This is a genomic window from Mannheimia sp. E30BD (assembly GCF_041807785.1).
Taxonomy (GTDB): domain Bacteria; phylum Pseudomonadota; class Gammaproteobacteria; order Enterobacterales; family Pasteurellaceae; genus Mannheimia.
The window spans coordinates 13150-40069 of the sequence record NZ_JBGTYX010000020.1; the positions used below are offsets into that span (position 1 = coordinate 13150).

The window sequence follows — 26920 nt, forward strand, 5'->3', positions numbered from 1 at the left end:
AGCACGTGTCTCGTTGAAAATGAATTAAAAACTATCGATAGGCAATATAAACCAAAACGGTTTATATCTAATTTTTACACAGATATTTTAGGAGTTTGACCTTGGCTAATATCAAGTCAGCAAAAAAACGTGCGGTTCAATCTGAAAAACGCCGCCAACACAACGCAAGCCAACGCTCAATGATGCGTACATTCATCAAAAAAGTATATGCAGCAGTAGCAACAGGCGATAAAGTAGCAGCTCAAGCCGCTTTCGTTGAAATGCAAAAAGTTGTAGACCGTATGGCGTCTAAAAACTTAATCCACGCTAACAAAGCAGCTAACCACAAATCTAAATTAGCAGCACAAATCAAAAAATTAGCGTAATATCGAATAGATATGAAAAACCGACTAGCAATAGTCGGTTTTTTCGTTTTTAGCGTAAAGAAAACCTAAAAAGCAAAGGGCGATTTTAGTTAAATCTAAAATCGCCCTATCTTAAATCAGCAAATTATTTTTTCAGTAAATCACGGATTTCAGTTAATAATTTCTCTTCAGCTGAAGGCTCTGCTGGTTTTTCAGGTTCTTCAACAGGAGCTTTTTTCAATGAATTCAGCATTTTTACCATACCGAATACTGCAAGAGCAATGATTAAGAAATCAAATACGTTTTGGATAAAAGCACCGTATTTTAACGTTACCGCTTCGGCTTCGCCTTGTGCTTCTTTTAATACGATAGCTAAATCTTTGAAATCTACCCCACCGATTAACATACCAATTGGTGGCATAATGATGTCATTTACTAATGATGAAACGATTTTACCGAATGCACCACCGATGATCACACCGACAGCCATATCCACAACATTACCTTTTACCGCAAATTCACGGAATTCTTTTAAAATACTCATTGGGCTTTCCTTTAATTTATAAGGGAGAACAAATAATCTACACCGAGATCGAAAGTGGCAAATTATAATTTAAATTAAAATTTATACAACCGCTAAATCGGTTTGATTTAGATCATTGTTAAATTAACTGCTCGCTTAATTTTTTGCCGAATTCTTCCACCTGTTGCCAGTTTGTATATTCATACTCTTTGCTGGTGTCTGTTTCGCCTTTGGTAATTTTCATAATAAAACGAATCATTATACGGTCGAACGTCTTATAACGTGGGTAGAACAACGCCCCTGCAATCACCTCAACGTGGTTAGGCTGCCATTTCACTTTGGCTAGAAACTTACGCACATAGGTATTGGTTTCTGGTGTATTTCTATTTTCTTTGCGAGCGGTAAGGTTCACTCCATAAAAAGCGGTTTTCTTTTGATTTAACGCCACATAGTGCTGTTCTACAAACTGATAAACCAACGGACTAAAATGCCCATATCGAATAGAAGCGCCAATCACAATTTGATCGGCATTTGCAATTTTTTCAGCAAAATTGACCGCTTGATCTTTTAGCGAAATCAGCTCAACCTCGTGCGTAATCGTTTCTGCCAATCGTTCAGCAATCTTTTTTGTTTGACCATCGGTCGTAAAATAGAGAATTAAGGTTTTCATTAGTCTTTCCAAAATACAGGGCTTAAAATAACCAGCAAGGTAAATACTTCTAAACGTCCACACACCATTGCAAACGTGAGCACCAATTTTGCACTGTCCGGCACTTGGGTAAAGTTACTGCTCACATTACCTAATGCAGGGCCTAAGTTGTTGAGTGTAGCAATTACCGCATTTAACGCATCGAAAGTTTCCATTCCGCACGCAATCGAGCCAAGCCAGCAGATCACAAATACAAAGAAATATGCCGAGAAAAACGCCCAAATTCCATCAACCACTCGTTCTGATAAAACGTGTTTACCTAATTTGATGGGCTGAATTACATTAGGGTGGATATAACGGTGGATTTCTCGCTTACTTTGTAAATAAAGCAATAACACACGGATTACTTTCAAACCTCCACCTGTTGAGCCGGCACAACCGCCAATAAAAGAAGCCAGCACTAACAAGGTCGGTAAAAATGAAGACCATTGACTGAAATCATTAGTGGTAAAGCCTGCAGTGGTCGAAATAGACACCGATTGGAATAACGCCTGTGTAATCGTTACCGATGTATTATCAAAATAGTTATACGCCATTAGCACCAGCGTACAAATTAAAAACAACCCAAATTGCACCATTAAGAAGAAGCGAAATTCATAGTCGCCCCAATAAAGACGGCTGAGAATGTCCCCTCGTTTTCTGGATTGCTTATCACGCAAGCGGTCAATTACTGCAAAATGTAAGGCGAAGTTACAGGCAGAAAGCAGTAAGAAAAAGACAGTAATATAGTTGATCACAGGGCTGTTGAAGTAGCCGATGCTTGCATCGTGGGTGGAAAATCCGCCAATCGAAACTGTTGAGAAACTATGCGAAATGGCATCAAAGGCACTCATTCCAGCCAGCCAAAAAGCGAAAGCACATAATAAGGTTAAACTTAAATAAATCATCCACAAGGCTTTAGCCGTTTCAGCAATACGAGGTCGCATTTTTTGTTCTTTGAGCGGGCCGGGCATTTCTGCACGGTAGAGCTGCATTCCGCCAATACCCAGTAATGGAATAATTGCCACCGCTAATACGATGATCCCCATTCCACCGAGCCATTGTAAAAATTGGCGGTAGAACAAAATCGCTTTCGGCAGAGTATCTAGCCCTGTAATTACGGTTGCCCCTGTGGTGGTTAAACCAGAAAAGGATTCAAAAATCGACTCTGCCACATTGAGATCAGGATTTTCTAAAATAATAAACGGCACAGCCCCTAATAGCCCTAGCACCACCCAAAACAGCACTACAATCAAAAAGCCTTCTCGGGAACGCAGCTCATTTTTATTATGGCGACAAAACCACCAAAGCAGTGTACCAACCACAAAATTCAGCACAAAGGCTTCTAAAAAGGCTCGCCCACCGCCATCACCATAAATCAGGGCAACTGTTGCCGGCACAAGCATTGTGAATGAAAAGCACATCACTAAAATGCCAACAATGCGAATAATAGAAAAAAATTGCATAAATTAGGTATCTTCTTTAATTAAGGTCAGTTTGCCCGAAAAACGCTGGGTTAGCTCATCAGAAAATGGCTCAAACTCTGTTGGGTTGAAAGCGAGTAGCAAATCCACTTTTTCTCCAAAATGTTGTTCTACAATATCAATATCTCGCCCGTTTATCATATGTGAAAGAGTGTTAAAATGCTCATATTCACACTGCAAGCGGTAGTTTTTTCGCAAAACTTTGCGAATTCGCTCTAACTGCAATAATGCCTGTTGAACGCCATTACCATAGGCTTTTACCAAGCCCCCCGTGCCAAGCTGAATACCGCCATAATATCGCACCACAACGGCGGTAATTTCGCCCAAGCCTGAACCTAATAAGTAATTAAGCATTGGCTTACCTGCCGTGCCAGAGGGTTCGCCATCATCAGAAAAGCCGTACTGCTGGGAATCATTCGGCGTGCCTGCCACCGTTGCCCAACACCAATGGCGAGCGTGCGGATGCTGCATTTTCAGCTCTTGCCAAAACGCCTTCGCCTGCTCCATTCCTTCCGTATGTCGGAGATAGGTAATAAAGCGGCTTTTTTTGATCTCTTCTTCAAAAATAGTATCCGCTTTGGGGATAAAAAATTCCATTGTTTACTTCTCTTAATATTAACCTTGCAATAATACCACACTAAAGCCACTTTTTATTTATGCGGTTTAGTGGTTTAATAGGGTTTAGCACAGCTAAAATATTTAACTCTCTATCTAGTCCCCCTCTTTAGCAAAGAGGGGAGATACTTCACCTGTGTCTTACACAATGAAGTTATTCCATAACCTTTTGATTACTACTTTTAAGAACTTAACAATGTCAAAACTCAATATTATATTCGCCGGCACACCTGATTTTGCCGCTCAACATTTACAAGCCTTGCTTGATTCTGAACACAATGTGATCGCCGTTTATACCCAGCCTGATAAACCCGCTGGGCGAGGTAAAAAATTACAAGCAAGCCCTGTGAAACAGCTAGCGGAAGCTCATAACATTCCCGTTTATCAGCCAAAATCTCTTCGTAAAGAAGAGGCGCAAGCAGAACTGAAAGCCTTAAATTCCGATGTAATGGTGGTGGTCGCTTACGGTTTAATTTTACCTGAAGCGGTGCTAAATGCCCCTAAATATGGCTGCTTAAATGTTCACGGTTCACTTTTACCACGTTGGCGTGGGGCTGCCCCAATTCAGCGTTCAATTTGGGCAGGCGATACAGAAACGGGCGTAACCATTATGCAAATGGACGTAGGCTTAGACACAGGTGATATGCTACATAAAGTTACTACACCGATTGAGCCAAACGAAACCTCTGCTTCGCTTTATGCCAAACTGGCAGAGCTTGCTCCACCTGCATTACTTGACGTATTAAACGGCTTAGAAACCCAAACATTTAAAGCTGAAAAGCAAGACGAAAACCAATCCAACTATGCGGAAAAATTATCAAAAGAAGAGGCGAAATTAGATTGGAATTTATCGGCTGCTCAATTAGAGAGAAATATCCGTGCCTTCACCCCTTGGCCAATCAGTTTTTTAACGCTAGAGGTGGAAGGTGTTGAGCAAAGTATTAAAGTTTACCAAGCCACTGTTTTACCTCATCAAAACAAGCCTGTAGGTACAATTTTAAGCGTAGATAAAACAGGTATTCAAATTGCCACCCAAGAGGGCGTGCTGAACATCACTCAACTGCAACCAGCCGGGAAAAAACCGATGTCGATACAAGATTTCCTTAATGGTAGAGCAGATTGGTTTATAGTTGGGAAAGTTCTGTAATCTGTCAGAGAGTATCCTCCATCGAAATATTATAACGGGCGAATGTTATTCGCCCTTACAAACACATACACACTATGCAAACACTACATATTTCAAATGCCTTATTTTCGCTCCAAAAACAGCAAAAATTAACAGTAGAAAATCTGACTATCCAACCACACAATTTCTGGGTGGTGGTGGGCGGAAACGGTTCGGGTAAAACAGCCTTTTCCCTTGCTTTACAAGGCAAGCTCTCGCTCTATTCAGGAGAATATGAAAACAGCTTTCAGAATATTCAACTGCTTTCTTTTGAACAGCAGCAAAAAATTATTGAGCAGATTTTCAAAGATCGTAACAACGACACTATCTCGCCCGATGACTTCGGCTTAACCGCTCGCCAAGTGATTTTAAATGGCAGTGATAAAGCCGCATTATGTGAAGAATACGCAGAAAAACTGCACATTCAGCACTTGCTAGATCGCCCATTTATTCATCTCTCTACGGGCGAAAGCCGCAAAGTGCTATTTTGCCAAATGTTAGTTAGTGAGCCTGATTTATTAATTTTAGATGAGCCTTTCGAGGGGTTAGATCAGCAATCGGTACAATATTGGACACAATTAATTTCCGACCTGCCTGCCAAAATGGCGTTAGTGCTGATTGTAAACCGCTTCAATGATATTCCCGATGCGGCTGATCATATTGCGTTATTGGATAACTTATCGCTCATTCTTCAAGGAAAACGGGCTGAAATTGAACAACAAGCGGTCTATTCTCAGCTAAAATTTGCAGAAGAGAATGTCAATGTGCCACTGCCTGAAAGTGCTGCTCCGCTTGTTTCTCTGGCTGAACATATCAATCCGTTTGATTTGGAAAACGTGAATATCCAATATGGCGACAAGAAAATTTTAGATAATCTGAGTTGGACGGTTCAGCCTAAACAACATTGGTGGATTAAAGGCCCGAATGGAGCGGGTAAATCAACCTTACTTTCGATTATTACAGGCGATCACCCACAATCTTATGCTAACAAAGTGCGATTATTCGGTCGCCAGCGTGGTACAGGCGAAACCATTTGGGATATTAAGAAAAACATCGGTTATGTAAGTAGCCAATTGCATATGGATTATCGGGTAAACTGCTCAGCAATGGACGTAATTCTCTCGGGCTTTTTTGATAGTATCGGCGTTTATCAACAAGTACCCAACGCTCTACAATTAAAAGCGATGGAATGGTTGGAACGTTTAAACCTAGCAACATTTGCTAAAAAACCCTTCCGTTCACTTTCGTGGGGGCAACAACGCTTACTACTGATTACCCGAGCAATGGTAAAACACCCGCCCATTTTGATTTTAGATGAACCACTGCAAGGCTTAGATGACGTGAATCGCAAGCTAGTAAAACAATTTATCGAGCAATTAGTCACCAATAGCCAAACCCAACTGCTGTTTGTTTCACACCAAGATAGCGATGCTCCGAATTGCATTACGCATTTGTTTGAGTTTGTGCCGAAGGGGGAAACCAATGAATTTGGGTATGAGTACCAACAAACGGAACTGGGAGCATAAATGAATTTTCTGGCTCACTCTCTAATTTCACTTGAAATTGATGCAAAAGCCAATCAACAAACCTTATATGGCAATTTTTCCGGCGATTTTTATAAAGGCTTAATTCAAAATCTCAATTTAGCCGATGATTTAAAAAGCGGTGTTGTATTACACCGCTTGATTGATAAAATTTGCGACAGGCAAGATAGTGTAACGACTAGATTGCTTCGAGAGAACTTTGGGCTTTATAAAGGTATTGTGTCAGATATTATGATTGATCACTTTTTGGCTAAACATTTTCAATCCTTATTTGGCAAAGAGCTGAATGCTATTCAAAGAGACATCTTTCAACGCATCAATCAACATCAAGCAATTTTTCCTGAAAACTTCATCCCAATGTTTAATTGGCTGACATCTCGCAATGCGTTAAGTAGTTATGCAGATTTGAATTTCTTAGAAAGAGTATTCTTGGGAATGTCATCACGAGTGAAGAAAGGAGAGATTTTGAGAAATGCCATAACCGAAATTCGGCAAAATTATACTCTTTTAGAAGAAGCCGCTATTCAGGAGTTTTTTACGGTAAAAGAAAGGGTTATTCGAGAGTTTGGCTGAATACTTTAGCCATTAACTCGGATATCCTTGAATTTATCGCCCTTTTCTCTTATCCTGTCTGATAATAATTCTCAAACATTATGTTTTTATGCCAACAATGCTTTCTCCTCAACAAATAGCTAAAAAACAGCGAACCATCGAAAAGAAACGCAGTTTTTTATTACTCTTTTTCTTACTTATTTGTTTACTCAGCCTCATTTTCGATATTATGACCGGGCCTTCCCTGCTGCCGTTTAATGAAGTTTGGAAAGCTTTATTCCAATTAGGCGAAATTGAAGAAACCACCAAAGTGATTGTCTATGAGCTACGTTTACCAATGGCGATAATGGCATTGGTGGTTGGAGCTGCACTTGGTGTTGGCGGAGCTGAAATTCAAACCCTGCTTAATAACCCAATGGCAAGCCCTTATACGCTGGGTTTGGCGGCTGCTGCGGGCTTTGGGGCTTCAATTGTGATTGCCTTTGGTGGATTTGGTTTACCAACCGAAATTGCTGTACCCATCGGGGCTTTTGTGATGACACTTTTCTCCTCTGCCATTTTATTTGCCTTCTCCTCTTTAGGACGTTTTAGCTCGGCAATATTAGTGCTGGTAGGAATTGCCTTATTGTTTTTATTTCAGTCTTTACTGTCATTGGTGCAATTTATTTCTGCACCTGAGATATCCCAACAAATTCTGTTTTGGCTATTCGGTAATTTAACTAAAGCTACTTGGCAGACTATCTCAATTGCCTTTGGCGTAACTACAGTCTGTATTTTATTGTTACTTAAAGATGCGTGGAAGCTCACCGCCCTGCGTTTGGGCGAAGCCAGAGCATTAAGTTTAGGCATTAACTTAACCTGGTTACGAATGAAAACCTTGCTGATTGTGTCTGTGATGACCGCAACTTGCATCAGTTTTGTGGGCATTATCGGTTTTATTGGCTTAGTTGCCCCGCATATTGCCCGAATGTTGCTAGGCGAAGACCAACGCTTTTTCCTGCCCGGTTCAATGTTAGTGGGTGCGGCATTTTTATCGATGTCATCCGTGCTATCAAAAAGCCTTGTGCCGGGTGCATTATTTCCGGTCGGTATCATTACAGCGTTAGTTGGTGTACCGTTCTTTTTCTGGATTGTATTAGCTAAACGATAAGGATTTTCTATGCTCAACTTAAACGATGTGACTATTAAGCGTGGAAACTTAGTGGTGGCTGATAAAATCAATCTACATTTTAAACAAGGCAAAATCTATACTTTGCTTGGCCCAAATGGCGCGGGGAAATCCTCTCTCCTTAAAACATTGTTTGGGGAAATTGCTCATCAAGGCACAATTGATTTTGATGGTAATAAATTAACCTCAAGCCACTTGCATAGTTGGCGTAAGCAAATTGGCTATATGCCACAAGATACACAGGTGGAAGCCTCACTCAGTGCTTTAGAGGTCATTTTATTAGGTCAGCTTGATAGTCTAAATATGTATATTAGCGATGAATTACTCAATGAAGCCGTTGATATTATGGATAAACTCGGCATTTCACATTTAGCTCATCAAGATATTATGCGACTAAGTGGCGGGCAACGGCAGATGGTGATGTTCGCCCAAGTATTGCTGCGTAAACCCCATATTCTACTGCTTGATGAGCCTGTAAGTGCGTTAGATATGTATCATCAAATCAACTTACTTGAATATGTGAACGCATACACTCGAGCCAATAACTTAATCACTATTATGGTACTCCACGATTTAAGCCTTGCGGCTCAATTTTCTGATAGCGTGCTATTATTAAGCGAGGGGAAAATTCAAGCACAAGGTAGAGCTTGTGATGTGTTGGAATGCGAGCTAATTAAGCGGTTGTATAATGTTAATATTGAGATTTTATATGATGGCAACGGCTCTCCGATTATCCGCCCATTAAGAAAATGTTTAAATATTGATTGCTGTTTGAATCGCAAATAGTCAGAGAAAATACAAGCGGTCATTTTGCAGATTTATTTTGCAAAATGACCGCTTGTTGTTTTTATTTCAGTTGAATAAAGAATGTGCCTGTTGGCGTAATTGGTAAGTAATTTTTATGAAAATCTGAATACGTCTTTTCAGGATCGATATCTTTAAACAATTCAGGATAAAGTGCTTTTGCCATAAATTGAGCACTCGCCAGATCTGAAATTGAGCGAGATGCTGTATGATATAAACCATAAACACGCCCCGATTTTACCGCTGGCAACTCTTTCCAACCTGTACGCTCCATAAAGCCTTTCAAACGTTTTTGAGCATCAGCTTCTTCAATATTAATTCCCATCGACATAATCTCAGGGTTTGTATCATTACCTAATTCCGTACCTGAAATCATAATTACCTCTGGTTTAGAGACTAACACTTGCTCAGGGTTAATTTGCCCCCAGTTTTCCACAAACGGAGCACTAATATTATCGCCTCGCACTGTTTCAGCAATCGCTCCCCACATATTTTTACCAAAGGTAAAACTATGCTCTTTCGGCCCTTTGTTGCCAAACTCAACATAAAGTTTTGGTTTTGCTAATTTTACGTTATCAATACGGCTCTGAATATCAGTAATGCCTTCTTCATACTCTTTGGCAATTTTTTCGGCTCGTTCTTCAGTACCTGCAAGCTGACCAAAAACTCTTACACTTTTTGTGTGATTTTCAACAGTTTGCTTGTTGAAATCTACTACTACAACAGGAATACCAGCTTGCTCAATGCGAGGAATTTCACTGGCTAAGGCTTGATATTGAATTTCAGGTAGCACTAACACATCAGGTTTTAATGCAATGGTTTTTTCTGTTGAGAAAGTACCACTATTCACATAGCCAAGATCCGCGATATTTTTTAGATTTGGCATTTTTTCTGCAAATAATGCCCAACTACCCGGGTTGAATTTTTCCCAAAACTCACGGGAAATGCCTATTACATTATCGAAATTTTCAGCACCAGTTACCGCAATATAGTCAGGATAATAGAAAGTTAGTGCAACACGTTTAGCAGGCACATCAACCTTTACCTCACGCCCTAATATATCAGTAATGGTTTTGATTTCAGCATTGGCACTTGCACCAAATGCGAGTAATGTGGCAGCAAAGGCACTATTTAATAGTAATTTTTTCATTGGAACTCCAGCCAAAAAGAAATGGAAAGTTGAATTGTAACTGTCTATAACAAATAGTCAATGAAAATAATTCGCAACAACAGATTTATACTATCTTATCTCTTTTGGAGGGATAAATCAGAAGAAGTTACAAGCGGTTCTTTTCAGCTGAATTTTTGCAAATAAAAAGGGAGAACAGACTTGCTCTCCCTTTTGTTTAATATTCGAAATTTATTTAACTAACTCACCTTTCGCTTGTAAGTCAGCGTGGTAAGAAGACCGGACAAACGGTCCGCAAGCTGCGTGTTCAAAGCCCATTTTTTCGGCCTCTTCACGGAACATATCAAACTCCGCCGGTGGCACATAGCGTTCTACTTTTAAGTGGTGGCGGCTTGGTTGTAAATATTGACCGATAGTCAGCATTGTTACACCGTGATCACGTAAGTCTTGCATTACTTCTAAAATTTCTTCGTTCGTTTCACCAAGCCCTACCATTAAGCCTGATTTAGTTGGAATATCCGGAAATTCTTCTTTGAAGGTTTTAAGCAATGTCAGCGACCATTGATAATCCGCACCCGGGCGAACTTCACGATATAAACGTGGTACATTCTCTAAATTGTGGTTAAACACATCAGGTGGATTTTCTTTTAAAATAGCGACCGCTTGTTCCACACGTCCACGAAAGTCCGGCACAAGAATTTCCACTTTGCAATTTGGATTTAAGGCTTTGATTTCACGCACTGTTGCCGAGAAATGGGCGGCACCACGGTCCGGCAAATCATCACGATCCACAGAGGTAATTACCACATATTTGAGTTTCATATCCTGAACGGTTTCTGCTACTTTGCGTGGTTCTTCAGGATCAAGCGGAAGTGGTTTGCCGTGTGCCACATCACAGAACGGACAACGGCGGGTGCAAATTGCCCCCATAATCATAAAGGTTGCCGTGCCGTGATTAAAACATTCGTGTAAGTTTGGGCAAGAAGCCTCTTCACACACTGAATGTAAACCGTGGCGGCGCATACCATTTTTAATGCTATCAATTTTTGCCGAGTTTGCCGGCAGCTTGATCTTCATCCATTCCGGTTTTTTAAGTAGTTCTTGGTCTGGATCGATATTTCTAACTTGAATTACTGAGGTTTTAGCGGCATCACGATATTTCACCCCTTTTTCCATTTTAAAAGGGCTCATTTTTTTTGCCGAAACTTGAGCTGTAGCCGTAACCATTAAAATCTATATCCTAGTTGTTAATAAATTGTTTATCATTATAGTCCAAAATCGCACTAAAGTGCTCGACTAATTTAGGCGAAATGTCCGAGCAATCTAAATCGTTTTGATTGATTAATTCACTTAACTGGCACATTTCAAGCCCTGCATAACCGCACGGGTTAATGTTTCTAAATGGCGTTAAATCCATATTGATATTCAGTGCCAAGCCGTGAAAAGAGCAGCCTTTACGAATGCGTAAACCGAGTGAGCAGATTTTCCGCTCATTCACATAAACACCCGGTGCATCTGCTTTTGGGTAGCTCTCAATGCCATAATCAGCAAGCGTTCTCACTACCGTTTGCTCAAGGGTTGTTACCAAATCTCGCACCGACACCTCTCTACCTTGAGATTTCAGCCGTTTGATATTAATCAGCACATACATAATCTGCTGCCCTTCGCCGTGATAAGTAATTTGACCTCCACGATCGCTTTGCACTACAGGAATATTCGTTGGATTAAGCAGATGTTCGGGCTTACCCGCAGAGCCTTGCGTAAACACAGCAGGGTGCTGAACCAGCCAAATTTCATCATCGGTATTTTCATCACGATGATCTGTGAAAGATTGCATTTGATGCCATACATCTTCGTAAGGTTGAATGCCGAGCTGGCGAATAATTAATTTCATTTTTTATACAAATTCCAAATTATTGTAGGAGGGAACCTACGCCTATCCGCTGATATTCGGGCGGACACTGGACCCGCCCCTACGTCAATATTATTCCGCCTGTATCTAAAAGAATTAGGTTACAACACCATTCTCACGCCATTAATTTTAGCGAGTTCTGTGTAGAGCGTTTCTACCTGTTCGATATTTTCCGCAATAATATCAATAGAAACAGAGTTGTAAGTTCCTTTAGAACTTTTTTGCTCACGAGGGTTGTAATCGCCTTTGGCATATTTTTGGGTAACAACCACCACATCATCAACTAAATTTTCACGGTTCGCCCCTACTACTTTGAAGGTGAAATTACACGGAAACTCTAATAAATCTTTTAATTTAGCTTGTGGTAAATCTTGTAAGTTAATTGCTTTTGATTGAGACATTTTTTTCTCCTTCTTCGGGCGAAAGATTTTTCGCCCCTATATTTTCTATATACTAATCTAAAACGGTAAGCGGTGAAATTTTGCAAATTTTTTGCAAAATCACACCGCTTGATCTGCTCCACCTAAAATGGGGATAAAATACTAAATTACAAGATTAGTCAAAAAGGCTCTTCACTGTTAAAGCAATCCAATCCCACGCTTTGCCGAAAATACCGGCTTCAGGCACATCTTGTAAGGCTTGTAAGTTAGTGCTTGCCACATCTTTACCGTCTAATTGGTAAATCATTTTACCCACTACTTGCCCTTTTGCTAAAGGGGCTTCGAGGTTTTTCTTCTCTAACTCATAACGTGCTTTTAAGTCTGCTGCTCTACCTTTTGGAATAGTGACAAAGCTATCTTGCATCGACCCTAACTGTACTTTATTCACTTCACCATAATAAACGCTTTGCTCTGCAACAGATTGTGCAGCTGGGAGTGATTTGATGGTTTCAAAGTTAGCAAATCCCCATTGGAGTAATTTCTTACTTTCAACTTCACGACCTTTGTAAGTTGGTACGCCCATTACCACCGAAATCAAACGGGTATTTGGATTAACCGCCGAAGCGACCAAGTTATAACCTGCTTTATTTGTATGACCTGTTTTCAAGCCATCAACTTGAATGGTTTTATCCCACAATAAACCGTTACGGTTTGGTTGTGGTTTTTTAATATTATATTGAAACTCTTTTTCTGCGTGAATTTTGTACTCTTCTGGGTGGTCACGTATAATATGAGCCCCAATGATTGCCATATCACGAGCTGAAGAATATTGCTCCGGGTGGTCTAAGCCGTGTACCGTCGTAAAATGCGTGTTTTTCAACCCGAACTGCTGTACATATTTGTTCATTTCATTAATGAATGCGGCTTCTGAACCAGAAACATGTTCAGCAAGCGCTACAGAAGCGTCATTACCTGATACGATAATCAAGCCTTTCATTAGATCTGCAACAGATACTTTCGTGTTCAACTCTAAGAACATTAATGACGAACCTGGAAACTTTTGTGCCCAAGAGTTTTCCGTTACTGTAACCATATCGCTATTGCTGATCTTCCCTTCCCTTAATGCTTCGCCCACTACATAGCTCGTCATCATTTTTGTCAATGATGCAGGGTATTGGCGTTGGTCAGGGTTTAAGCTCGCTAATACTTCTCCAGAATTATAATCCATCAAAATATAAGTTTGTGCATTAATTTGTGGAGCTTGTAGGTTAAAGTCTGTATTCAAATCAGCGTAAGCAATGCTTGATACTGCAAGGCTAACAACACTGATGGCTTTCACTAATGTTTTTTTCATAAATTCGTCTAAATTCCTCTTCAATTAATACAGAGCATAAAGGTCTTTGGTTAAATTTGCATTTTTATTTACTACTGCAATCTTCACTTTAGCTATACCTGAATGGTGCATACCAATTTTTTTAGCTGCTGCAGAAGATAAATCCACTACTCTAGCGTGAGCATACGGACCTCTATCATTTACACGCACAATAACAGAACGCCCATTACGTATATTGGTTACTTCAATTAATGTACCAAAAGGTAATGTTTTATGTGCTGCTGTTAATTTTGCATTGCTAAAGATTTCCCCGTTTGCTGTGCGGCGTCCATTAAATTTATTCGCATAATAGCTCGCTACACCTGTTTGAAAATGTTTACTGGTAACCTGTTTATGGAGATTCTTTGGCGATTGTTTTTTAATCGCTGCTGTCTCTTTTTTTACGGCTTTAGCCGTTACTTTTTTGGCAGTTTTTGCCGTCTTTTTTATTGCTTTAGAAGCTGTTTGCTTCTTTGTTGAGATACTCGACTTAGCCTTTGTATTCTTTGTCGCAGCCAAAGAATTTAATGAACTAAAAGTCAGAAGTCCAGCTAACAACAGGGTTACAATTTTACCTAATCTCATATAAGTTTTTCCTCTATGTGGATGTCGCTATTGTTTGTAACGATGATAGTTTCACTGCTTTTTGATACCACAAAAAAGCAAAAGTTCAGGGCGTTGATACCCTATTTATTTCAGCTTGTCGTAAGGGTTATTACTCCCTGTACGTTTACGATGCACATAGGTAGACATCATCAAGCCAAACGCAGCCATCAGAGTAACATAAGATGTTCCACCATAGCTAAAGAGCGGTAATGGTACACCGACTACGGGTAAAATACCACTTACCATTCCAATATTTACAAAAACGTAAACAAAGAACAATAGGGCTGTACCGCCCGATAATATACGCCCAAAGGCGGAATCTGATTTTGTGCCAATCATTAAGCCTCTGGCAATAATAAACAGATAGATAGCCAGCAAAATCAAGATGCCTATCATACCATGTTCTTCACTTAAAACGGCAAAAATAAAATCAGTGTGCGGTTCAGGCAAAAATTCCAGTTGCGATTGCGTGCCTTCCATCCAACCTTTACCGTTAATACCACCGGAGCCTATTGCAATTTTCGATTGAATAATATGATAGCCTGCCCCGAGCGGGTCTTTATCGGGGTCAATGAGCGTCATTACCCTTGTTTTTTGGTAATCGTGCATCAAGAAAAACCACATTATCGGAATAAAGCCTGCCAAAAACACCACGCCAGCACCAATCAATTTCCAGCTCAGTCCTGCTAAAAACAGCACAAAAAGCCCTGCCGAACAAACCAAAATAGAAGTACCTAAGTCAGGCTGAATCGCCACTAATAGGGTTGGCACAATAATAATTGCTAGAGCGATAAAGGTATCTTTAAAGCTTGGCGGAAGTGGTCGCTTACTTAAATAAGTGGCAACCATTAACGGCACGGCAAGCTTCGCAATTTCAGAAGGCTGAAAGCGAACAAAGCCTAAATTTAACCAACGCTGAGCCCCTTTACTGGTTTCGCCAACTAAGTCCACCAAAATCAATAATATTAAGCAAAAAACATACAAATAAGGCGACACTTTTTGATAAAAACGTGGTGGAAACATTGCCATTACAAGCATTAAGCCCAAACCAAGTGAGACCTGCACCACTCGGTTAGTAAACATTTTCTCGCTTCCTCCACTTGCACTGTACAGTACCAATAAACCGTAGCCCGTAACCGCTAATAACCCGATTAATAAAAGAAGATCGAGCGAAAAAATCTTCCAAAAAAGTTTTTTAACTCTGTTATTCATTATTTTCCTCTGTTACAAGCGGTCTATTTTGTTCTGCATTTTGCAAATCCGTTTTTGCATCAACGCCCTTTCTTAACACATAATCCATAATTTTTCGGGCAACAGGCGCAGCTGCACTACCGCCTCCGCCGGCGTTTTCTAAAATTAACGCCACCACCATTTGCGGATTCTCATAAGGTGCGTAGCCGATATACCAAGCGTGATCGTGCAACTCTTTTTTAATTGCATTCTTGTCGTAGTTTTTACCATTTAGGTTGAACACCTGGGCTGTTCCTGTTTTCCCTGCTGAGTGGTAAAATGCACTTGCAAACACTTTGCGAGCTGTGCCGTTTGAAGCGTGGTTTACGTTATACATTCCAAGTTTTGCTAAGTTCCAGTAAGAATCCGGCACACCTTTAATATCCTCGTAGAGTAATGGGTCTTTATAAGGCGTAACGGAATTACTGCTTTGTACTTCAAGCATTAAATGGGGGGTGTTCACTCGTCCATTATTAATTAACACTGCGGTTGCTTTTGCTAGCTGCAATGGGGTTGAAATCCAATAACCTTGCCCAATTCCAACCGGAATGGTATCGCCTTGCACCCAAGGTTTTTTATAGCGTTTTTGCTTCCATTCACGGGTTGGCATTATGCCTGCCGACTCTTCAAAAATATCAATACCTGTTTTTACCCCAAAGCCGAATTTCTTCATCCAATCCGACATTTTATCAATCCCCATTTTATAGGCTAACTGATAGAAGAAAGTATCTGACGATTCAGTAATGGCTTTGTTCACATTGGTTGCACCGTGTCCACTGCGTTTCCAATCTCGATAGCGTTGAGTTGTGCCGGGTAAAATCCAATAGCCGGGATCAGAGATCGTGGTGGTTGGCGTAATCAGCCCCTCTTCCAAACCAGCTACCGCCATAAATGCTTTGATAGTCGATGCTGGTGGATAAGTCCCTTGTGTTACACGGCTATAAAGCGGTCTGTCTGGGTCATCAAGCAAGGCTTTGTAATCTTTACTTGAAATGCCGCCAACAAATAAATTATTGTCATAACTTGGGTTAGACACCATCGCCAAAATGCTGCTATCACGAGGATCTAGCACTACAACCGCACCTTTATGATCGGAAATTAATGACATCACATATTGTTGCAATTCCACATCAATACTTAAGCGAATGCTACTGCCAGCAATACCCGGTTGGTCACGCAATTTACGGATTACTTTACCTCGATTGTTAATTTCTACTTCCTCAAAACCTGTTACACCGTGTAACTGGTCTTCGTAGAATTTCTCAATACCGAGTTTTCCCATATCGTGCGAACCTGCATAATTACCGAATTTCCCTTCTTCTTGCAGCTTTTTCTTATCATTTTCGTTAATTTTCGCTACATAACCGATAATATGGGTTAATAATTCACCATAAGGATAATTACGCTTGTAATATGCCTGCACATCTAAACTTGGAAAACGATACTGGTTTACCGCAAAACGTGCCATTTGGGTTTCATTCAAGTTACCTTTGAGCATAATCGGCGTATAACGAGAGGTACGTTTTTTCTCTTTATTGTAGTTCTCGATATCTTCGTCTGTTAGCCCAACCACTTCCTTGAGTTCTTCCAATGTCTGCTCAATATTCTCTGTTTTTTCCGGCACGATAAACAGCCCAAAATAGGTCAGATTTTCTGCTAATACTTTGCCATTACGGTCATAAATTAAGCCTCGAGCTGGTGGCACTGGTAATAATTTAATACGGTTGCCATTTGAGCGTGTTTGGTAGTCATCATAATTAACCACTTGTAAATGATACAGATTAGCTAACAACACGCCCGTTAAGGCAAGCACCCCCACAAACGCAACTAAGGCACGGCGGGCATACAGATTGCTTTCTGCCTGCCCGTCTCGTACCTTTTCTCGCTGATTTGATGAAGTAAATTTTGCTAATTTGCCAAACATATCTCTAATAACTATTCTCGATGATAGGGGTGATTAATGGTTACTGACCACGCCCGATACAAACTTTCTGCCACCACCACACGCACAAGCGGGTGTGGTAATGTTAAAGGCGATAACGACCAACTCTGCTCCGCAGCTGCTTTGCACTCAGGGGATAATCCTTCCGGGCCGCCAATTAACAAAGCAACATCTCGCCCATCGTTTTTCCAACCTTCTAGCTGGGAAGCTAACTGCTCGGTTGTCCAAGCCTTACCCGGAATATCTAAAGTAACAATTTTTGCTTTTCCTGCCGCCGCCAACATTGCTTTGCCTTCAAGCTCTAAAATGCGTTTGGTATCGGCATTCTTGCCTCGCTTTCCTGCGGGGATTTCAATGAGTTCAAAGGACATATCTTTCGGAAAACGGCGTTGATACTCTTCAAACCCCGTTGTTACCCAAGCCGGCATTTTTGTGCCAACTGCAATTAATTGAATTTTCATTTTTCTGATGCTCGCAAGCGGTTACATTTTTCGAGAAATTTGCAAAAAACCAACCAAAAATAACCGCTTGCAGTGTGATTTAAACAAGAATTACGCCCAAAGTTTCTCTAATTGATAGATCTCACGGCTCTCTTCTTGCAGTAAGTGAACAATCGCTTGCCCGAAATCCACCACAATCCAATCTGCCACTGCTTTACCTTCATCGCCAAACACTTCAAAACCCGCTTGTTTCGCTTCACTAATCAAACGATCTGCTGTTGAAGCAACGTGGCGACTTGATGTTCCTGTCGCTAAAATCATTGTATCCGTAATGCTTGATTTACCTTTCACATCAATGGCTAGAATATCTTTTGCCTTTAAATCATCTAAGGTTTTTGTTAAAAATTCGACTAAATTTTGTTCCACTTTATTTATCTCTCATATCATAAAAACGTGGAATTTTAACATAGATTGGAAAGATATAAGACAACAAGCGGTCATTTTTGCGAGATTTTTTGCAAAAATGACCGCTTGTTGTCTTATTAAAGAGTAAGGTTCATCTGCTAAATGATTTTCTTCTTGTCCAAATAACAGGTAATCGATAAATAATCAAAGCACCTAAAATTAGACTACAGCCTAACCATTTTATAGCACTGAGTTGTTCTCCCAAAATTATAATGCTCAGCAATAATGTCCAGACCGGTTCAAGTAACATAATGAGTGATGAAGTTGCAATCTGGCAATGCTTCTGCCCGATGGTTTGTAGTAAAAAACGCAAATTGGTAGAAATGAGTACACTAGCAAAAAACCATATCCAAACGCTATTGGGAATAGGGAAAGTCCAAGTTTCCATTATTAAAGAATAAATACTGCAAATAATCCCTACCATTGCCAGTTGAACCGTCGTTAAAGACAATAATTTCACTTGCTTCGCATATTGGTTATTCAACACAAAATACAAAGCACCTGATAATGAAGAAAGGAGAAAAATGGAACTGCCTAATGAAAAGCGGAATATGTCTTTATCTATAGAAAGGCAATAAAGCCCAGCTAAGGCAATGGGTAACGCAATCCAAAATATTTTGGCAGGTGTGTGTTTAAAGATAATCCAAGACAATAAAGGAGCAATAAGCATTGCAAGACTAACTAAAAATGCCCCTTCACCAAAAACCGTGCTAAACGCCAGCCCTAACACCCAGCAAATAATATAAATACCATAAGTTCCGCCAGTAATAGCAGAATATTTGAATTGAGTTTTATTGAGTGTTTTTAGTTGCTTATAAGAAAATGGCAACATAATCACAGCCGCGAAAAGGAAACGAACTCCCATAAAACCAATAGGCGGAAAGCCAGCTAACGCATTTTTAGAGAAAAACCAACCTGAAGCTGCGATGAAAGTTACGAGGAAAAGGATTATTTCTCCGAAGTGTTTTTTAAACATATTTTTCGTCTAATGAAAAAGGTTCTCTCAATAAAGAGAACCTTTAGATCAACAAAGTTTAGTCATTAAAATAAACTCTTTTCAATGCTAATTCTAAACCACGAATTTCCGCCAAACCTCTTAAACGCCCAATCGCAGAGTAGCCCGGATTGGTCTTTTTCTTGAGGTCATCTAACATTTGATGACCGTGATCAGGACGCATTGGAATTAAGCGGTGATCGCCATTGGCCTTACGGCGATGTTCTTCAGCTAAAATCACTTTAACCACCCCGAACATATCCACATCACCCGCTAAGTGATCGGCTTCGTGGAAACTTTTTGGATTGTCTTCACGCTGTGTGGCACGCAAATGGGTAAAGTAAATACGATCAGCAAAAGTTTCTGCCATTTTGACTAAATCGTTCTCCGCCAACACACCGTATGAACCTGTACAGAACGTAAAACCATTGGCTGCAAGCGGTTGAGTTTCCACAAACCATTGCATATCTTCAATAGTTGAAACAATGCGTGGCAAGCCTAAAATCGGGCGTGGTGGATCGTCAGGGTGAATTGCCATACGAATACCCACTTCCTGAGCCACCGGCACAATTTCATTTAAGAAATAGGCTAAGTGAGTGCGGAATTTCTCAGCAGAAATGCCTTTATAGCGATCAAGCTGAGCTTGGAATTCTTCGAGCGTATAACCCTCTTCCGACCCCGGTAAACCGGCAATAATGTTTTTCGTGAGTTTCGTAATATCGGCTTCACTCATCTTATCAAAATAAGCCTTCGCTTCTTCTCGCTCCGCCGCTGAATAGGTCTCTTCGGCTCCTGGGCGTTTTAAGATATAAAGCTCAAAGGCAGCAAAGGCAACTTGGTCAAAACGCAGGGCTTTTGAGCCGTCTGGCATTTTGTATTCAAGATCGGTTCTCGTCCAATCCAGCACAGGCATAAAATTGTAGCAGACCGTATCAATGCCACACTCAGCAAGGTTACGCAACGTTTGCTTGTAGTTATCAATCCACTGCTGGAAATTGCCCGTTTGCGTTTTGATTTCTTCGTGAACAGGCACGCTCTCAACCACCGACCAAACCAGCCCTTTTTCTTCCAACAGAGCCTTACGCTTATTGATTTCCTCTATCGACCAAACCTGCCCGTTTGGAATGTGGTGCAATGCAGTCACAATACCTGTTGCCCCCGCTTGTCTTACATCATCTAAAGAGACAGGATCATTTGGTCCATACCAACGCCATGCTTGTTCCATAGTAAACTCCTCGTTTGTAGTTTAGGTTTTAGATACCTACTACAACTGGGTTTACATTGAATAGGTATCCATCAAATTTAGGATCTTCTACATCAGACAGTTCAAGCAATGTTGTTTTAACATTTTCTAAATGCTGCCACATTGCTTTACGAGCTAATGCCGGATTTTTCTTTTGTACTGCAATTAAAATACGCTCGTGATCTTCAATCCATAGATGGTGATGATCATGTCGCAAAATACGAGAATGTAACTGTGTCCACATAGCACTGTTAAAACGGTATCTCCAGAGTTGTTCTTGTAATTGAATCAAAACATCGTTACCCGTTATTTGTGCAAGAGCAAGATGAAACTCCTTATCAGCAGTGTAATCATCTATCTTTTCTAACAGCAGTTTTTTCTCACTTTCTAGAATGTTTCGTAATATTTGTATATCTTGTTTAGTCGCTTGCTGTGCTGCAAATTCTGCAATGCTACTCTCTAATAGCTGTCTGGCCTGTAATAATTCAAATGGTCCAACATCTCTTAACTCATCACTGGTATCGTCCTGAGTGAACTCAGGGATTTTGATGACATATACTCCTGAGCCCTTTTTTACCTCAACCAGTTTTTCAACCTCAAGCATAACCATTGCTTCTCTTACAATGGTTCTACTAACTTCAAATCTCTCTGATATATCTCGTTCTGTAGGCAACTTATCTCCGACTCTGTATTTGCCTTGAGAAATCTCATCTTTCAGGATTTTCCCTATCTTTGTGTAGGTTCTAGAATTATTTTGCATAAATCCTCACTAAATTGGAATACCAAAATGTCATTTTTGTGATCGAGATCACAAATTCAGAAAAAATTGGAATGCCAAAATATTTTTTTGTGTTAGTATGTGTACATAAAATATCACCGACACCACAAAATGTCGATCAACTTTATCAAAAAGGGGTAAATTATGAGCAAACTAATCAAATCGATATGCCTTATAGAGCCGAAAAAAGTTGGCATACAATCTGTATCCTACCCAATTAAGGGTAATAATGATGTTCTAGTTAAAATCGAAGGAATGGGGATTTGCGGTTCTGACATTGGCGCCTTTAGAGGAACAAACCCTCTTGTGACTTACCCTCGAATTTTAGGGCATGAAGTTGTAGGAACAGTCATAGAATCAGGAAGTGGAATGCCTGATAACATTAAGGTTGGAGACAGAGTTATTTTGGAGCCTTATATCTACTGCGGACATTGCTATCCTTGTTCAATTGGTAGAACAAATTGTTGTGAAACATTAAAAGTTTTGGGAGTCCACATTGACGGGGCAATGCAAGAAATTGTGAGACACCCTGCCCATATGATTGTGAAAGCTCCCGATATGCCTGTTCATGAGCTATCTTTGGCAGAGCCTTTAACAATCTCATTGCACGCAATCCATAGAACAAAAGTGCAATCAGGCGAACACGTTGCCATTATTGGAGCTGGGGCTATCGGATTGATGGCTGCTCTTGTTGCCAAAGTTTATGGAGCGACACCGATCTTAATTGATATTTTGGATAAACGGCTAGAATACGCCAAATCAATTGGTATTCCACATATAATTAACCCGACAAAAGAAAATGATGTTGAAGCAATTAAAACCATCACTCACGGAAGAATGGCTGAGGTTGTGATTGAAGCCTCAGGAGCAAATATTGCGGTACAAAATACGCTTAAATATGCGTCATTTGCAGGACGTATAGCCTTAACAGGCTGGCCAAAAGCAGAGACCCCACTCCCAACAAATTTAATCACTTTTAAAGAGCTTGACATTTATGGAGCCAGAACAAGCAAAGGAGAATTTGAAGAGGCGTTAGAATTGCTTGCGTCTAGAAAAATCGAACCAAACGATATTATCAGTAAAGTTATTAAATTTGATGAAATTCCTGACTATATTCAAGAACTTTCTGACAATCCCGATGATTATTTAAAAATCACTGCGGTATTTTAAATTTTAACTCACCTACGAGGTAATCACTATGAAACTCAAAACTTTTACCAAAGCATTATTAATTTCCAGTTTAATGTTCACTAGTTCTGCTTTTGCCAAAACCATCATTAAGATTGGGCACTATAATTCTGATGTTCACCCATCAAACATTGCATTACAAGAATATTTTAAAAAGACCATCGAAGAAAAAACCAATGGTCGTTATGAGATCAGAATTTTCCCAAATAACCAACTGGGAGGGGAAGATCAAATTGTAAACGGTTTACGCAATGGCACCATTGAAGGTGGCATTACAGGCTTGCTGCTACAAAATGTTAATCCTATTTTTGGTGTTTGGGAATGGCCATACCTATTTAAAGATAATGCTGAGGCGAAAAAAGTATTGGAATCGCCAATTGCACAAGAAATTGGTGAAAAAATGGAGAACTACGGCATTAAATTGCTGGCATATGGTATGAACGGCTTCCGTGTGATCTCTTCTAATAAAAAAGTGGAAAACTTTGAACAATTCAAGGGATTACGTTTAAGAGTCCCACTTAACTCTCTGTTTGTTGATTGGGCAAAAGCAATGCAAATCAATCCTCAAAGTATGCCTTTAAGTGAAGTATTCACTGCATTAGAACAAAAAGTCATAGACGGCCAAGAAAATCCGTATATGTTAATTAAAGATTCTGGCTTATATGAAGTTCAAAAATATATCATTGAATCAAACCATATTTTTTCACCAGGTCTATTACAGCTTAGTTTAAAAACGTGGAATAAGATGTCAAAAGAAGATCAAGAAATCTTCTTAGAAGCCGCTAAACTCTATCAAGAAAAAGAGTGGGAATTGGCGATGAAAATGGAACAAGATGTAAAAGATTATTTCCATAAACACGGCAAGGAGGTCATTGTTCCAAATGAGCAATTCAAGGCTAATATGCTAAAAGCATCTGAATCACTTTATCAGAATTTCTATCAGAAATATGATTGGGCGAAAGATGTTATTTCAAAAATCCACGCTGCTAAATAAGCGACCTTTTGGTGGCCTTATGAATTAAGGCCACTGCCTAAATAAGGAGAAATTTATGAAAATTTCTACGGCTTTAGATAGAACACTGAAAATTTTGGCTATTCTTGCTCTATCGACAATGATTTCCCTTGTATTCTTTAATGCAATTTTACGTTACTTTTTTGATTCTGGCATTGCTTGGTCCGAAGAGTTTGCCCGAATTTGCTTTGTTTATATGATCTTTCTAGGCATTATTTTAGTTGCCAAAGAAAGAGGGCATCTTACTGTTGATATCGTTGTTTCAGCATTACCTGCTAAGGCTCAAATGTACTTGCTGTTCTTTGCTGATATTCTCGTCTTAGTTGCCCTGTCATTTATAACATATGGTGCATACCAACTAATGTTATTGACCTACACTCAAAAAATGCCTGCAACTGGGATTTCGTCCGCTTTTCTATATCTTGCAGCCATTATTTCTGCGGTTTCCTATTTTGCAGTAGTGTTTACAAATTTATGGGAACATATTCGTTTGGCGTTTGTTAAATAGGAGAAATAAATATGTTGTGGTTATTTCTTGGAAGTCTATTCCTATTTCTCTTTCTAGGAGTACCCGTTGCTTTATCTATGTTACTCAGTGCCAGTTTTATGCTGTGGAAAATGGATATGTTTGATGCTCAACTCATTACAGAAAATTTCGTAATGGGAACAAACAATTTCCCTCTGATGGCGATCCCATTTTTTATGCTAACCGGTGAAATTATGAAACACGGTGGTATTTCTGAGCGGATTATCAATTTTGCAATGAGTATGGTCGGGCATATTAAAGGCGGGCTTGGTTATGTAGTTATCATTTCTGGTCTTATCTTTGCCGGTCTATCTGGTTCTGCGGTTGCAGACACAGCAGCATTAGGGGCAATTTTAATTCCGATGATGGTAGCTAGAAAATACGATGTTGCCCGTTCAACAGGTCTGATTTGTGCTGCTGGGATCATTTCTGTGGTTATTCCACCAAGTATTCCGATGATTGTCTATGGCATCACTGCGGGAGCTTCTATTACCAAATTATTTATGGGCGGAATGGTTCCAGGCCTGTTGATGGTCGTGGGGTTATGGTTAGTATGGAAATTCTTATATCGTAATGAAGAGCAAACTGTCGAACCTAAAAAGACAGCTAAAGAACGTTGGGTAGCATTTAAAGCAGCATTCTTACCGTTATTACTACCGATTATTATCATTGTTGGATTAAGAGGCGGCATATTTACCCCAACTGAAGCAGGCGTTGTTGCAGCAATCTATGCGGCTATCATCAGTATTATCTTAAAAGGTTTAACCTTAGATAAAATCCAAGAAGTTTTTTTAGGCACAATTAAAACAACGGCTATGGTGATGTTTGTTGCTGCGACAGCAATGATTTCAGCCTTTGCAGTCACGGTTGCTCAAATTCCAATGGAGCTGGTTGAATTTATCAAAGGTATTACTGACAGCCCAATTATCCTAATGTTTGTCATTATGATTTTCCTATTATTAGTGGGCTGTGTAATGGATTTAATTCCTGCTGTACTTATCTTTGTACCGGTCTTGTTACCATTACTCAGAGCCTACAATATTGATATTGCCTACTTCGGTATTATGATGGTAATTAACCTCTCTATCGGTTTAATTACACCTCCGGTCGGCACCGTATTATATGTCGGCTCAGGGATTGCCAAAATTGGTATTGGTCGATTAACCAAAGGTATTTACCCATTCCTACTCGTTTATGCCGCTATTCTAATTTTATTAATGCTATTCCCTGAAATCGTTATTGTGCCAATGAATTGGTTATCTTAGGAGCTCGAATTATGTCTATTGCTAAAAATCATCATTTTAAGAATAAAGTCGTCATCATTACTGGTGCAGGCGGTGTGTTATGTGCTTATTTTGCAAAAGAAATTGCGAAAACAGGGGCAAAGGTCGCCCTGTTGGATATCAATCTAGACGCCGCTCAGAAATTTGCAGATGAGATCTGTGCGGAAGGCTATATTGCCAAAGCCTATCCAACTAACGTTTTAGATTTAGAGAGCATCAAAACAACTCGAGATGCCATCGCAAATGATTTCGGAACTTGCGATATTTTAATTAACGGAGCTGGCGGCAATAATCCGAAAGCGACTACCGACAATGAATTTCACGAAGTAGATTTACCAGAAAATACCAAATCATTCTTTGAACTAGATAAAGGCGGTATTGAGTTCGTCTTCAACCTAAACTACTTAGGCACATTACTACCCACTCAAGTCTTCGCCAAAGATATGATTGGTAAAGAGGGGGCAAACATCGTCAATATTTCAAGTATGAATGCCTTCACCCCATTAACCAAAATTCCGGCTTATTCAGGAGCAAAAGCGGCGATTAGTAACTTTACTCAATGGCTTGCCGTTTACTTCTCCAAAGTGGGGATTCGTTGTAATGCGATTGCACCAGGTTTCTTAGTGAGCAATCAGAATCGTGGATTACTCTTTGATAGTGAGGGCAATCCTACTGCCCGTGCGAATAAAATTTTAACTAATACGCCTATGGGACGTTTTGGAGAGGCTGAGGAATTGGTGGGAGCAATCTTATTTTTAATGGATCACCGCTATTCCAGCTTTATAAATGGTGTGGTATTGCCTGTTGATGGTGGATTCTCTGCTTACAGTGGAGTGTAAGTCACTTCATAGAAAAGGAGCTATTTAATGAAAAAACTCTCCATCATCGGCGAATGTATGATTGAGTTAAATGGTGAGCCGTTTGGGAATATGCGTCAAACTTATGGCGGTGATTCACTCAATACCGCTACTTATCTGGCTCGGGTAACATCGCCTGAGCAGATTGAGGTACGTTATATCTCTGCTCTTGGTACGGATAAACTCAGTCAAGGTATGTTGGAAGCGTGGCAGGAGGATAATATCAATACGGAGTTTGTCTTGCGTGATGAACAACGCCAGCCGGGGCTTTATCTCATTCAGCTAGATAATCAGGGAGAGCGGACGTTCCTCTACTGGCGAAATCAATCCGCTGCTCGTCATCTGTTGCAGCACGCTGATTATCCAAAAGCTCTACACGCAATGGCGGAAACGGATATGGTTTATCTGAGCGGTATTTCATTGGCGATTTTGCCTGAAAATGACCGCATTCAGCTTGTCGAACAACTTCGTGAGCTGAAAAAGCAAGGAGTGAAAATCGCTTTTGACAGTAACTATCGCCCTAAACTGTGGGAAAGTGCTGAGACCGCCCAAAAGCATTATGCTAACTTACTTTCCTTAGTCGATTTAGCCCTTGTTACCTTTGATGATGAACATCTGCTTTGGAGCGATGCGAACGAGCAAGCGACCCTTACCCGCCTTGCTCAATATGGCATCG

General features: G+C 40.1%; 29 protein-coding genes. 12 read left to right on the forward strand and 17 right to left on the reverse strand.

Annotation, left to right across the window (positions count from 1 at the left end; all coding sequences use genetic code 11):
* The first annotated feature begins 101 nt into the window (after positions 1-101).
* A complete protein-coding gene (rpsT, locus tag ACERCG_RS09885) occupies positions 102-365 on the forward strand; it encodes a 30S ribosomal protein S20 (RefSeq protein WP_373611888.1) in 264 nt (87 codons plus the stop codon).
* Between the two features lie 124 nt (positions 366-489).
* On the opposite strand, the gene mscL is transcribed toward rpsT, so the two are convergent.
* From mscL to ACERCG_RS09905, 4 genes are all read right to left on the reverse strand, one after another.
* Positions 490-888: a large-conductance mechanosensitive channel protein MscL gene (gene mscL / locus ACERCG_RS09890; RefSeq protein WP_373611889.1), complete on the reverse strand. Its 399-nt coding sequence runs from the start codon at positions 886-888 to the stop codon at positions 490-492.
* Between the two features lie 118 nt (positions 889-1006).
* Positions 1007-1537 carry a menaquinone-dependent protoporphyrinogen IX dehydrogenase gene (gene hemG / locus ACERCG_RS09895; protein WP_373611890.1) on the reverse strand — a complete coding sequence of 177 codons (531 nt, stop codon included), beginning with the start codon at positions 1535-1537 and terminating at the stop codon, positions 1007-1009.
* Positions 1537-3021 carry a TrkH family potassium uptake protein gene (locus tag ACERCG_RS09900; RefSeq protein ID WP_373611891.1) on the reverse strand — a complete coding sequence of 495 codons (1485 nt, stop codon included), beginning with the start codon at positions 3019-3021 and terminating at the stop codon, positions 1537-1539. The genes hemG and ACERCG_RS09900 overlap by 1 nt, the downstream gene beginning before the upstream one ends.
* A 3-nt stretch (positions 3022-3024) precedes the next feature.
* Positions 3025-3636 (reverse strand): YigZ family protein, encoded by a 612-nt coding sequence (locus ACERCG_RS09905; RefSeq protein WP_373611892.1) that lies wholly within the window; start codon positions 3634-3636, stop codon positions 3025-3027.
* 214 nt (positions 3637-3850) lie between these two features.
* Here ACERCG_RS09905 and fmt point away from each other — a divergent pair, with 214 nt between their 5' ends.
* The 5 genes from fmt (at position 3851) to ACERCG_RS09930 (ending at position 8869) form a co-directional block, all read left to right on the forward strand.
* The gene (gene fmt / locus ACERCG_RS09910; protein WP_373611893.1) at positions 3851-4801 is read left to right on the forward strand and encodes a methionyl-tRNA formyltransferase; all 951 of its coding nucleotides are present in this window, start codon (positions 3851-3853) and stop codon (positions 4799-4801) included.
* Positions 4802-4875: 74 nt separating this feature from the next.
* Positions 4876-6345, forward strand: coding sequence for a molybdate ABC transporter ATP-binding protein ModF (gene modF / locus ACERCG_RS09915; protein WP_373611894.1), 1470 nt, complete (start codon positions 4876-4878; stop codon positions 6343-6345).
* On the forward strand, positions 6346-6936 hold the full coding sequence (locus tag ACERCG_RS09920; RefSeq protein ID WP_373611896.1) for an ACP phosphodiesterase: 591 nt from the start codon (positions 6346-6348) through the stop codon (positions 6934-6936). It begins immediately after the preceding gene.
* An 88-nt stretch (positions 6937-7024) separates the two neighbouring features.
* Complete coding sequence (locus ACERCG_RS09925; RefSeq protein ID WP_373611898.1) at positions 7025-8065, forward strand: FecCD family ABC transporter permease; 1041 nt, start codon at positions 7025-7027, stop codon at positions 8063-8065.
* 9 nt (positions 8066-8074) lie between these two features.
* On the forward strand, positions 8075-8869 hold the full coding sequence (locus ACERCG_RS09930; protein ID WP_373611899.1) for an ABC transporter ATP-binding protein: 795 nt from the start codon (positions 8075-8077) through the stop codon (positions 8867-8869).
* A gap of 61 nt (positions 8870-8930) precedes the next feature.
* Here the strand turns inward: ACERCG_RS09930 and ACERCG_RS09935 are convergent, their stop codons facing one another.
* The 13 genes from ACERCG_RS09935 to ACERCG_RS09995 all read right to left on the reverse strand — a co-directional run bounded on the left by ACERCG_RS09935 (position 8931) and on the right by ACERCG_RS09995 (position 21360).
* On the reverse strand, positions 8931-10037 hold the full coding sequence (locus ACERCG_RS09935) for an ABC transporter substrate-binding protein (RefSeq protein WP_373611901.1): 1107 nt from the start codon (positions 10035-10037) through the stop codon (positions 8931-8933).
* Between the two features lie 210 nt (positions 10038-10247).
* Positions 10248-11243, reverse strand: a complete 996-nt coding sequence (gene lipA, locus ACERCG_RS09940) for a lipoyl synthase (protein ID WP_373611902.1) — start codon at positions 11241-11243, stop codon at positions 10248-10250.
* Between the two features lie 13 nt (positions 11244-11256).
* Positions 11257-11910 (reverse strand): lipoyl(octanoyl) transferase LipB, encoded by a 654-nt coding sequence (lipB, locus tag ACERCG_RS09945; protein ID WP_373611903.1) that lies wholly within the window; start codon positions 11908-11910, stop codon positions 11257-11259.
* A 119-nt stretch (positions 11911-12029) separates the two neighbouring features.
* A complete protein-coding gene (ybeD, locus tag ACERCG_RS09950) occupies positions 12030-12329 on the reverse strand; it encodes a DUF493 family protein YbeD (RefSeq protein WP_188157196.1) in 300 nt (99 codons plus the stop codon).
* Between the two features lie 154 nt (positions 12330-12483).
* Positions 12484-13662 (reverse strand): serine hydrolase, encoded by a 1179-nt coding sequence (locus ACERCG_RS09955; protein WP_373611904.1) that lies wholly within the window; start codon positions 13660-13662, stop codon positions 12484-12486.
* A gap of 24 nt (positions 13663-13686) precedes the next feature.
* The gene (locus ACERCG_RS09960) at positions 13687-14265 is read right to left on the reverse strand and encodes a septal ring lytic transglycosylase RlpA family protein (protein ID WP_373611905.1); all 579 of its coding nucleotides are present in this window, start codon (positions 14263-14265) and stop codon (positions 13687-13689) included.
* Positions 14266-14370: 105 nt separating this feature from the next.
* The gene (gene rodA, locus ACERCG_RS09965; RefSeq protein ID WP_373611907.1) at positions 14371-15498 is read right to left on the reverse strand and encodes a rod shape-determining protein RodA; all 1128 of its coding nucleotides are present in this window, start codon (positions 15496-15498) and stop codon (positions 14371-14373) included.
* A complete protein-coding gene (gene mrdA, locus ACERCG_RS09970; protein WP_373611908.1) occupies positions 15491-17440 on the reverse strand; it encodes a penicillin-binding protein 2 in 1950 nt (649 codons plus the stop codon). The genes rodA and mrdA overlap by 8 nt, the downstream gene beginning before the upstream one ends.
* Before the next feature lie 11 nt (positions 17441-17451).
* A complete protein-coding gene (rlmH, locus tag ACERCG_RS09975) occupies positions 17452-17919 on the reverse strand; it encodes a 23S rRNA (pseudouridine(1915)-N(3))-methyltransferase RlmH (RefSeq protein ID WP_373611909.1) in 468 nt (155 codons plus the stop codon).
* Positions 17920-18009: 90 nt separating this feature from the next.
* Positions 18010-18324 (reverse strand): ribosome silencing factor, encoded by a 315-nt coding sequence (gene rsfS / locus ACERCG_RS09980; protein ID WP_373611911.1) that lies wholly within the window; start codon positions 18322-18324, stop codon positions 18010-18012.
* A 130-nt stretch (positions 18325-18454) separates the two neighbouring features.
* Complete coding sequence (locus tag ACERCG_RS09985; RefSeq protein ID WP_373611912.1) at positions 18455-19339, reverse strand: DMT family transporter; 885 nt, start codon at positions 19337-19339, stop codon at positions 18455-18457.
* 58 nt (positions 19340-19397) lie between these two features.
* Positions 19398-20582, reverse strand: a complete 1185-nt coding sequence (gene uxuA, locus ACERCG_RS09990; protein ID WP_373611913.1) for a mannonate dehydratase — start codon at positions 20580-20582, stop codon at positions 19398-19400.
* A gap of 28 nt (positions 20583-20610) precedes the next feature.
* Positions 20611-21360, reverse strand: coding sequence for an FCD domain-containing protein (locus ACERCG_RS09995; protein WP_373611914.1), 750 nt, complete (start codon positions 21358-21360; stop codon positions 20611-20613).
* Positions 21361-21522: 162 nt separating this feature from the next.
* Here ACERCG_RS09995 and ACERCG_RS10000 point away from each other — a divergent pair, with 162 nt between their 5' ends.
* The 6 genes from ACERCG_RS10000 to ACERCG_RS10025 all read left to right on the forward strand — a co-directional run.
* A complete protein-coding gene (locus ACERCG_RS10000) occupies positions 21523-22548 on the forward strand; it encodes a zinc-binding dehydrogenase (RefSeq protein WP_373611915.1) in 1026 nt (341 codons plus the stop codon).
* A gap of 28 nt (positions 22549-22576) precedes the next feature.
* Positions 22577-23560, forward strand: coding sequence for a TRAP transporter substrate-binding protein (locus ACERCG_RS10005; RefSeq protein WP_373611916.1), 984 nt, complete (start codon positions 22577-22579; stop codon positions 23558-23560).
* Between the two features lie 55 nt (positions 23561-23615).
* Positions 23616-24086 (forward strand): TRAP transporter small permease, encoded by a 471-nt coding sequence (locus ACERCG_RS10010; RefSeq protein WP_373611917.1) that lies wholly within the window; start codon positions 23616-23618, stop codon positions 24084-24086.
* An 11-nt stretch (positions 24087-24097) separates the two neighbouring features.
* On the forward strand, positions 24098-25369 hold the full coding sequence (locus tag ACERCG_RS10015; protein WP_373611918.1) for a TRAP transporter large permease: 1272 nt from the start codon (positions 24098-24100) through the stop codon (positions 25367-25369).
* An 11-nt stretch (positions 25370-25380) separates the two neighbouring features.
* Entirely contained in the window at positions 25381-26226 is an 846-nt protein-coding gene (locus tag ACERCG_RS10020; RefSeq protein WP_373611919.1) for an SDR family oxidoreductase, read from the forward strand.
* 27 nt (positions 26227-26253) lie between these two features.
* Positions 26254-26920: sugar kinase (locus ACERCG_RS10025; protein ID WP_373611920.1), on the forward strand; the 667-nt coding region annotated here is incomplete at its 3' end.